Consider the following 7,467-nt stretch of genomic DNA (forward strand, 5'->3'; position numbering starts at 1 on the left):
CTGCAGCCAGGCGACCTCCCGGGCGGCGGCTCGGGCCGAGCGCAACGCTGCGAGCGCGGCAGGATCGATACCGGCCAGCAGTCGCCACGCGGTCGAGGTGGAGGCGACCGGGCCGAAGACCTCGGGCTGGTCGCGCAGCAGCGCGAGGTCGGCGATCGCCTCGCCACCGTCGGCGAGCATCACCACCAGATCGACGGCGATCCGGCCCGGATCGTGGCCGGTGCCACGCGGACGAAGCCGACCCAGAGCGTCGCCGAAGGCGTGTGCGAGGCCGGTGGCATCGCCGAGATCGGCCAGCAGGCGCGATCCGGCGTGGTTGACGACCCCGCGCCCGTCGGTGGAGACGACGAGCCGGGGCCGTGACCCGGTAGTGTGCACGTAGAAAGTGCCTTCCTGCTGGGCTGACAGAGACCTTCGACAAGCCTCATCATCCCAGCCCAGAACAGCCCAGAAGGCACTTTCGCGTTCCCGCTCATGATCCGGACAGCACCCCAAGCGAAACGCGCAGGTTAGTCAGACTTCCTCGCGATCGATGTGGGCAAGGTCGGCGGGCAGCGGGGGCGGGAAGAGGCCCTGGTTGCGCAGCGCCCGGCGGGTGGCGAGGAGGTCGCCCCGGTCCGCCTGTGCGACCTGCTCCAGCTGGGCGGCGGCGGTGTTGGTCCGCTCGTACTCGTCCGGTGGTGAGAGCTGGGCGTCCCGGCGGCGTTCGGCGGCCATCTGGGTGGACAGCAGTGCCGTGCGAACGAGCCGGTCATGGCGACGGAAGGCGTCAAGGACAGCCTGGGGCGAACCGGCTTCCGGGGCCTCCGGAAGGGCCGCACGATCCTCTCCGGTGAACCAGGCAACTGCCTCCCACGGAGTGGACTCCGAAAGGGGCGTCGGCCGGGTCGTCGGCCCCACGAGCTGGCGACGTTGTCGACGATGTTGTCCGTCATCCCGCCGGGGTCGGTGGCGGCGGCCCAGCCGATCGCGTCGGCCGGGCTCTGCGCCACGTACACGCGGGACGGGTCGATGTTCAGGTCCTTGGCGTTCTCGACGCCGCAGCCGGGGCTGGCGATGAGGACGACGTTGTCGACGGGAAGGCCCTTGTCCCGCATCGTGTAGCCCACGGTCGTCGTGCCGTAGCTGTGGGCGAGGACGGTGTTGTTCGACAGCTTCCCCTCGTGCGTGGCGTGCAGCCCGGTCTCGAAGGCGTGCAGCTTGTCCTCCGCGTTCTTCGCGTACTTGTCGTCCGCGGCCTCGGGGATGATCGTCTGCGGAGCGTCGTAGCCGACCCAGGTGATCGACGAGGTGGTCTTCGAGTTCTTGTTGGCGGTGTTGGCCGACTGGACCATCAGGTCGGAGCGGTTGATGTCGCTGCCGATGCTGCCGAGCCGGGCGCCGGTGCCGGGCACGTAGGTCGACACGTTGTCGGCGGTGTCGGGGTTGTTGGCCGCGATGATCGCGTGGCCCTTGCCGTTGGTGTCGAAGCCCAGCAGGAAGGTGGGCGGGTGTTCGGCGTTGACCGGGGTGTTCAGCCGGTTCTCGATGGCCGTCACGCCCTTCAGCTTGTCTTCGAGGTCGTCGCGCTTCTGTTTCCACGCCGTGTAGTCGGGGTTCTGGACGGGCCCGCCGTTGGTCTCGGCGACGGACAGGTAGTGCTTCGGCTCCGGGCCGAGGCCGTCGAGCTGGTGTTGGAGGTCCTGCTTGCCGCGCTGGAGGTTGATCCGGTTGGCCTGGTCCCGGGCGAGCGCGGGGACGCCGTCGAGGGCGCCGACCTGGTCGGGGTGGTTGAGGATCATCCGGTGCTGCTGTTCGTCGGTCAGCCCGTTCCACCAGCCCTTGACGCTGTTCGGGTCGGTGCCGGCGGCGGGGACCTGTTCGAGCGCGTTCGCGGCGGCCAGGTCGGTCTTCGCCGTGGCGGCGTCGAGTCCGGTGCCGTCGCTCGCGTTGCCGGCCAGGTGGGCGAGCCGGGCGCTGATCGTCTGGTCCGCGTGGTCGGCCTCGGCGAGCGCGGCCGTGATCCGGCTGCTGATCTGCCGGGCCTGCGACTCGGCGTCGGTGCCGGCGAAGGTGGCGGAGCCGGGGTCGTTGTCCCAGGTGATCCCGCCGTCGGCGGCGACGGTCAGCTTGTGGGTCCTGGCGTCGTCGAGGGCGTTGATCAGGTGCGCCTGGGCGGCGGCGAAGCCCTCGGCCGCGTCGTACAGGGCCCTGCTGACGAGGCCGATCTCCTGTTGGGCGGCTTGGAGTTCGTTCTCCAGGAGCTGGATCCGGGCTTGGGCGTGACCGGCGGCGTTCCCGGTCCACTGGGAGTGGTTCAGCCGGTCGACGACCTCGTGCTGCCAGTTCTCGACGTGCTGGCCGAAGGCGGTGGCCAGGGTGTCGAAGGCGGTCTTCGCGGTGGTGAGGTTGATGAGGTCGGCGTCGTGGAGGGTCTTGATGTCCATCGCTTACGCGGCCGCCTTCGCGTCGGCGGGCTTCACGGGGCCCGGGACGAAGGTCGTGTTGAAGGGGTCCGGTTCGTCGGGGACCGGTGCGGCCGGGTTCCGCATGCTCCCGTGGATGTCCTTCTCGACCTGGCGGTAGTAGGCGGCCGACGTGGCGAGCTTGGTGCCGACGTCGCCCATGTCGCCGCCGAGCTTGTCCAGCAGCGTCTTCCAGTTCGTGCCGCAGTTCTGGAGGGCGGCGGCGGTGAGCCAGCCCTTCAGGCCTCCGGCGGCCTGGTTGCACGGGTCGGTGATCTTCGCGGTCTCTCCCGGTATGAGTCCGCCGATGTGCTGAGCGCTCTGTCCGCAGCCGTCCAGTTCGGCTGGGTTGACCTTGAACTCCAAGGCCAGATCAGGATCTGCCATGTCTTTCCCCCCGTTGATGAGCCCCGGACCGGCGTGCGGCCCGGGTCCGTGTCGACAAACTGCTGACGGATGCTAACGGATCGATCTTCGGCGGCGGGGAGGGCGCGGGCCGGGCGACCTGCCCCGGCGCGGCCGGGGGCTGTGACTCGGGATACCCTGCGGGGGTAACTGGTGGCGGGATCGGTCGGGAGGTGGACGATGGCGGAGCCGCGGCCGGCCGTCCCCCGGGCCCTGCGCCTGCTGCTCCTCGCGGCGCTCCTGCTCGGCATCGTGGCGATGCACACGCTCGGCCATCCGACCGCCGGCGGGCACGGGGTGGAGCACGGGGCGGACCACGGGCCGGCGCGGCACGCCGTGAGCGCCGGTCACCCGGCGGGCGCCGAGGAGACGGTGCACACCGCAGCGGCCGACGGCATGGATCCGATGACGGTGTGTCTGGCCGTCGTCGTCGGCTGGACGTTGCTGCTCCTCATCGCCGGCCCCCTGCTGCGGTACAGCGGTGACGTCGCCGCCGAGGTGAGGGCCCGGCTGCTGCGGGCCGTTCGCGCGCTGCCGCCGCCCGGAGGCGGGCGGATCCTCCTCGCCCGGTTGTCGGTGCTGCGTCAGTAGGCGTGCGCCGGCCGCCCCGTGTCCGCGCCCCGGCGCGGGCGGGACGGCCGTCGCGACGTCCTGCTCACCCACACCCACCGCACGAGGTGCACTCCGTCATGCGCACACCCACCCGTCGTACCGTGCTCGGCGCGGCGCTCGCCGCCGCCGGCACCGGTCTGCTCGCCGCCTGTTCCGCCGATCCGATGAAGGGCATGGACCATGGGGGCGCCGCCGCCCCCACCACCCCGGGCGGCTTCGTCGCCCCCGGCGGCCCCGAGGTCGCCGCCGCCGAGGCGCGGCGAGGGCCCGGGCCGGAGCGCAAGGTCGCGCTCACCGCCACCGAGACGACGCTCGACCTGGGCGGCCGCACCGTCCGCAGCTGGGCGTACGGCGACCGCCTGCCCGGCCAGGAGGTGCGCGCCACGGTCGGCGAGACGCTCGCCGTCAGTCTCGCCAACCACCTGCCGCAGCCCACCTCGTTGCACTGGCACGGCCTCGCGCTGCGCAACGACATGGACGGCGTGCCCGGGCTCACCCAGGACGCGGTGCGGGCGGGCGCCGGCTTCGAGTACCGCTTCGCGCTCGCCCACCCGGGGACGTACTGGTTCCACCCGCACTCCGGTGTCCAGCAGGACCGCGGCCTGTACGCGCCGCTGATCGTCGAGGACCCGAGGGAGCCGCTGCGCTACGACAAGGAGTGGGTCGTCGTCCTGGACGACTGGGTGGACGGGGTCGACGGCAGCACCCCGGACGCCGTGCTCGCCGAACTCGCCCGGGGCATGGGCGGGATGGACCATGCGGGGATGGACCATGCGGGGATGGACCACTCGGCGATGGGCGGCCACGACATGGCGGCCATGGGTGGCACCCCGATTGCCGCGCCGAGCGCCGCCCCGCCCACCGCCGCCGGCCCGTCCCGGATGCTGATGGGCGCCCGCAGCGCGCTGCTCGGCGGCGACGCGGGCGACGTCGGCTACCCGTTCCACCTGGTCAACGGCCGGCTCGCCACCGCGCCCGAGACCTTCACCGCCAAGCCCGGCGACCGGGTCCGGATCCGGCTGATCAACGCGGGCGGCGACACCGCCTACCGGGTCGCGCTGGGCGGCCACGAGCTGACCGTCACCCACACCGACGGCTTCCCGGTCGAGCCGGCCACCACCCAGGCGCTGCTGCTCGGCATGGGCGAGCGCTACGACGTGCTGGTGACCGTCCAGGACGGCGTGTTCCCGCTGACCGCGCTCGCCGAGGGCAAGAACGCCGCCGCACTCGCCCTGCTGCGCACCGGCGGCGGCGCCGCGCCGGACGCCTCGGTGCGCCCGGCGGAGCTGGACGGCAGGCTGCTCGGCGCGTCGCAGCTCAAGGCCGACCCGAGCGTGCGACTGCCCGCCAGGGCGCCGGACCGGACGGTGCGGCTGGAGCTCACCGGCGGCATGGCGAAGGCCGACTGGGCGTTCAACGGCCGCCGGTACGACCCGGCGCAGCGCTACCCGGTGGCGGCGGGGGAGCGGGTCCGGCTGGAGTTCCGCAACACCACGAGCATGTGGCACCCCGTCCACCTGCACGGCCACACCTTCGCGCTGCCCGGTGACGGGCCCCGCAAGGACACCGCGATCGTGCTGCCGGGCGCGACGCTCGCCGTCGACTTCGACGCCGACAATCCGGGCCTGTGGATGGTGCACTGCCACAACGTCTACCACGCGGAGACGGGCATGATGACCGTCCTCGGCTACCGGGCCTGACCTTCGCGGCACGCGGCGTCGGGGCGGGGGAGCGGCCCTGCCCCGACGCCGCGCGGCCGGCCCGTCGGCGCCCGGCCGCGGGCGTGCCGCCACCGGGCGCACCACCCGCCGCGACCTGCGGAGCAATGACGTTTTCTTAACGCGGGGCGATGACGCGTCCTTAACGCCGGTCGCATAGCCTGTCGCACTGCCGTCGCCCGACGGCGCTTTTACGGGGTCTTTAACAAGAGGTGCAAGGTGGTTTCGTCGGGTTCGACGGAGGCGGCGACGGCGGAACCGTCGTCGGCGCGAATACGGTTGCGCGGCTGGCTGCTGGAGGGCGTGTCGGCGGACAAGCCGGCCACCGGGGAGGCCGGCCAGGACGGTTCGCAGGGCGGCGCGCAGGTGGGGGACTCCGGCGCGCACAAGGGCCAGCGCTGGTGGCGGGTGATGTGCCTGACCGGCCTGGACTACTTCTCCACGCTCGGCTACCAGCCGGGCATCGCCGCGCTGGCCGCGGGCGTGCTGTCGCCGATCGCGACGATCGTGCTGGTGATCGTCACCCTGCTGGGCGCGCTGCCGGTCTACCGGCGGGTCGCGCAGGAGAGCCCGCGCGGTGAGGGCTCGATCGCCATGCTGGAGCGGCTGTTGTCGTTCTGGAAGGGCAAGCTGTTCGTCCTGGCGCTGCTCGGCTTCGCGGCGACGGACTTCCTCATCACGATCACCCTGTCGGCCGCCGACGCGAGCGCGCACCTGGTGGAGAACCCGCACCTGACCAGCGTCCTCGGCGGCAAGCAGGTGCTGATCACGCTGATCCTGGTCGCGCTGCTCGGCGCGGTGTTCCTGAAGGGCTTCAGCGAGGCGATCGGCCTGGCGGTGGCCCTGGTCGCGGTCTATTTGGTGCTGAACGTGGTCGTGGTGGCCGTCGGCATCTGGAAGATCATCGAGGCGCCGCACGTGGTCACGGACTGGACCAGTGCGCTGACCGCCCAGCACGGCAACCCGGTGATCATGGTGGGCGTGGCGCTGGTGGTCTTCCCGAAGCTGGCGCTCGGCCTGTCCGGCTTCGAGACCGGCGTCGCCGTGATGCCGCACATCGAGGGGGACCCGGACGACACCGAGGAGAAGCCCACCGGCCGGATCCGCGGCACCCGCAAGCTGCTCACCACGGCCGCCGTGATCATGAGCTGCTTCCTGATCACCACCAGCTTCATCACCACCCTGCTGATCCCGGCCGACCAGTTCAAGCCCGGCGGCGACGCGAACGGCCGCGCCCTCGCCTACCTGGCCCACGAGTACCTGGGCGGCACCTTCGGCAGCGTCTACGACCTGTCCACGATCGCCATCCTCTGGTTCGCCGGCGCCTCCGCCATGGCGGGCATGCTCAACCTGCTGCCGCGCTACCTGCCCCGCTACGGCATGGCCCCGCACTGGGCCCGCGCGGTGCGGCCGATGGTGATCGTGCTGACCCTGATCGGCTTCCTGGTCACCTGGCTGTTCGACGCCAACGTGGACGCCCAGGGCGGCGCGTACGCGACCGGTGTGCTGGTGCTGATCAGTTCGGCGGCCATCGCCGTCACCATCGCCGCGTACAAGGCGAAGCAGCGGGGCTGGACCACCGCCTTCGCGATCATCGCGGCGATCTTCCTGTACACCACCGTGCTGAACTGCCTGGAGCGGCCGGACGGTCTGAAGATCGGTGCCTGCTTCATCGCCGGCATCATCCTGGTCTCGCTGCTCTCCCGGCTGCGCCGCGCCTTCGAGCTGCGCGTCACCGACGTGGTGCTGGACGACGTGGCGGAACGTTTCGTCAGGGACTACGCGCACCGCCCGCTGCGGCTCATCGCCAACGAGCCGACCCACCGCGACGTCGCCGAGTACCGCGACAAGATCCGCCAGATCCGCGCCGACAACGACATCCCCGGTGAGGACGACCTGGTCTTCGTCGAGGTGACCGTCCGGGACGCCTCCGACTTCGAGACCGAGCTGACCGTGCGCGGCGAGGTGCTGCACGGCCGCTACCGGGTGCTGACGCTGGAGAGCTCCAGCATCCCGAACGCGATCGCCGCGCTGGCCCTCACCATCCGGGACCGCACCGGGCAGCAGCCGCACCTCTACTTCGAGTGGACCGAGGGCAACCCCTTCGCCCAGTTCCTGCGGTTCTTCCTGTTCGGCCAGGGCGAGGTGGCCCCGGTCACCCGCGAGGTGCTGCGCGAGGCCGAACCCGACCGCAGCCGCCGCCCGCGCGTCCACGTCGGCTGACGCTCCGCCGCACAACGTCGTCGGGCCCCCCCCGCCGGGGGCGCCCCGGCGGCCCGCCTGAGGGG

Annotated in this window: 6 protein-coding genes; 3 read left to right on the plus strand and 3 right to left on the minus strand. The window is 72.0% G+C overall.

Features of this window, described 5'->3' with window-relative positions:
• The 3 genes from ACFWPI_RS33670 to ACFWPI_RS33680 all read right to left on the minus strand — a co-directional run.
• The coding region (locus ACFWPI_RS33670) for a transposase (protein ID WP_380380763.1) at window positions 1–408 on the minus strand (408 nt) is incomplete at its 3' end.
• A 101-nt stretch (window positions 409–509) separates the two neighbouring features.
• The gene (locus ACFWPI_RS33675) at window positions 510–2,426 is read right to left on the minus strand and encodes an alpha/beta hydrolase (RefSeq protein WP_380380761.1); all 1,917 of its coding nucleotides are present in this window, start codon (window positions 2,424–2,426) and stop codon (window positions 510–512) included.
• Between the two features lie 3 nt (window positions 2,427–2,429).
• Window positions 2,430–2,831, minus strand: a complete 402-nt coding sequence (locus ACFWPI_RS33680; RefSeq protein ID WP_380380759.1) for a hypothetical protein — start codon at window positions 2,829–2,831, stop codon at window positions 2,430–2,432.
• A 198-nt stretch (window positions 2,832–3,029) separates the two neighbouring features.
• On the opposite strand from ACFWPI_RS33680, the gene ACFWPI_RS33685 reads away from it, so the two are divergent.
• The 3 genes from ACFWPI_RS33685 (at window position 3,030) to ACFWPI_RS33695 (ending at window position 7,402) form a co-directional block, all read left to right on the plus strand.
• Window positions 3,030–3,440 (plus strand): DUF6153 family protein, encoded by a 411-nt coding sequence (locus ACFWPI_RS33685; RefSeq protein WP_380380757.1) that lies wholly within the window; start codon window positions 3,030–3,032, stop codon window positions 3,438–3,440.
• 98 nt (window positions 3,441–3,538) lie between these two features.
• Window positions 3,539–5,161 carry a multicopper oxidase family protein gene (locus ACFWPI_RS33690; RefSeq protein ID WP_380380755.1) on the plus strand — a complete coding sequence of 541 codons (1,623 nt, stop codon included), beginning with the start codon at window positions 3,539–3,541 and terminating at the stop codon, window positions 5,159–5,161.
• Window positions 5,162–5,398: 237 nt separating this feature from the next.
• The gene (locus ACFWPI_RS33695; protein ID WP_380380753.1) at window positions 5,399–7,402 is read left to right on the plus strand and encodes an amino acid transporter; all 2,004 of its coding nucleotides are present in this window, start codon (window positions 5,399–5,401) and stop codon (window positions 7,400–7,402) included.
• The last annotated feature ends 65 nt before the right edge of the window (window positions 7,403–7,467 follow it).

Source organism: Kitasatospora sp. NPDC058492, from assembly GCF_042720685.1.
Taxonomy (GTDB): Bacteria; Actinomycetota; Actinomycetes; order Streptomycetales; family Streptomycetaceae; genus Kitasatospora.

Excerpts from the sequence above, each read along its gene's own strand:
- ACFWPI_RS33675 (WP_380380761.1), bottom strand. The coding sequence starts at position 2,426 with ATGGACATCAAGACCCTCCACGACGCCGACCTCATCAACCTCACCACC.
- ACFWPI_RS33680 (WP_380380759.1), bottom strand. The coding sequence starts at position 2,831 with ATGGCAGATCCTGATCTGGCCTTGGAGTTCAAGGTCAACCCAGCCGAA.
- ACFWPI_RS33685 (WP_380380757.1), top strand. The coding sequence starts at position 3,030 with ATGGCGGAGCCGCGGCCGGCCGTCCCCCGGGCCCTGCGCCTGCTGCTC.
- ACFWPI_RS33690 (WP_380380755.1), top strand. The coding sequence starts at position 3,539 with ATGCGCACACCCACCCGTCGTACCGTGCTCGGCGCGGCGCTCGCCGCC.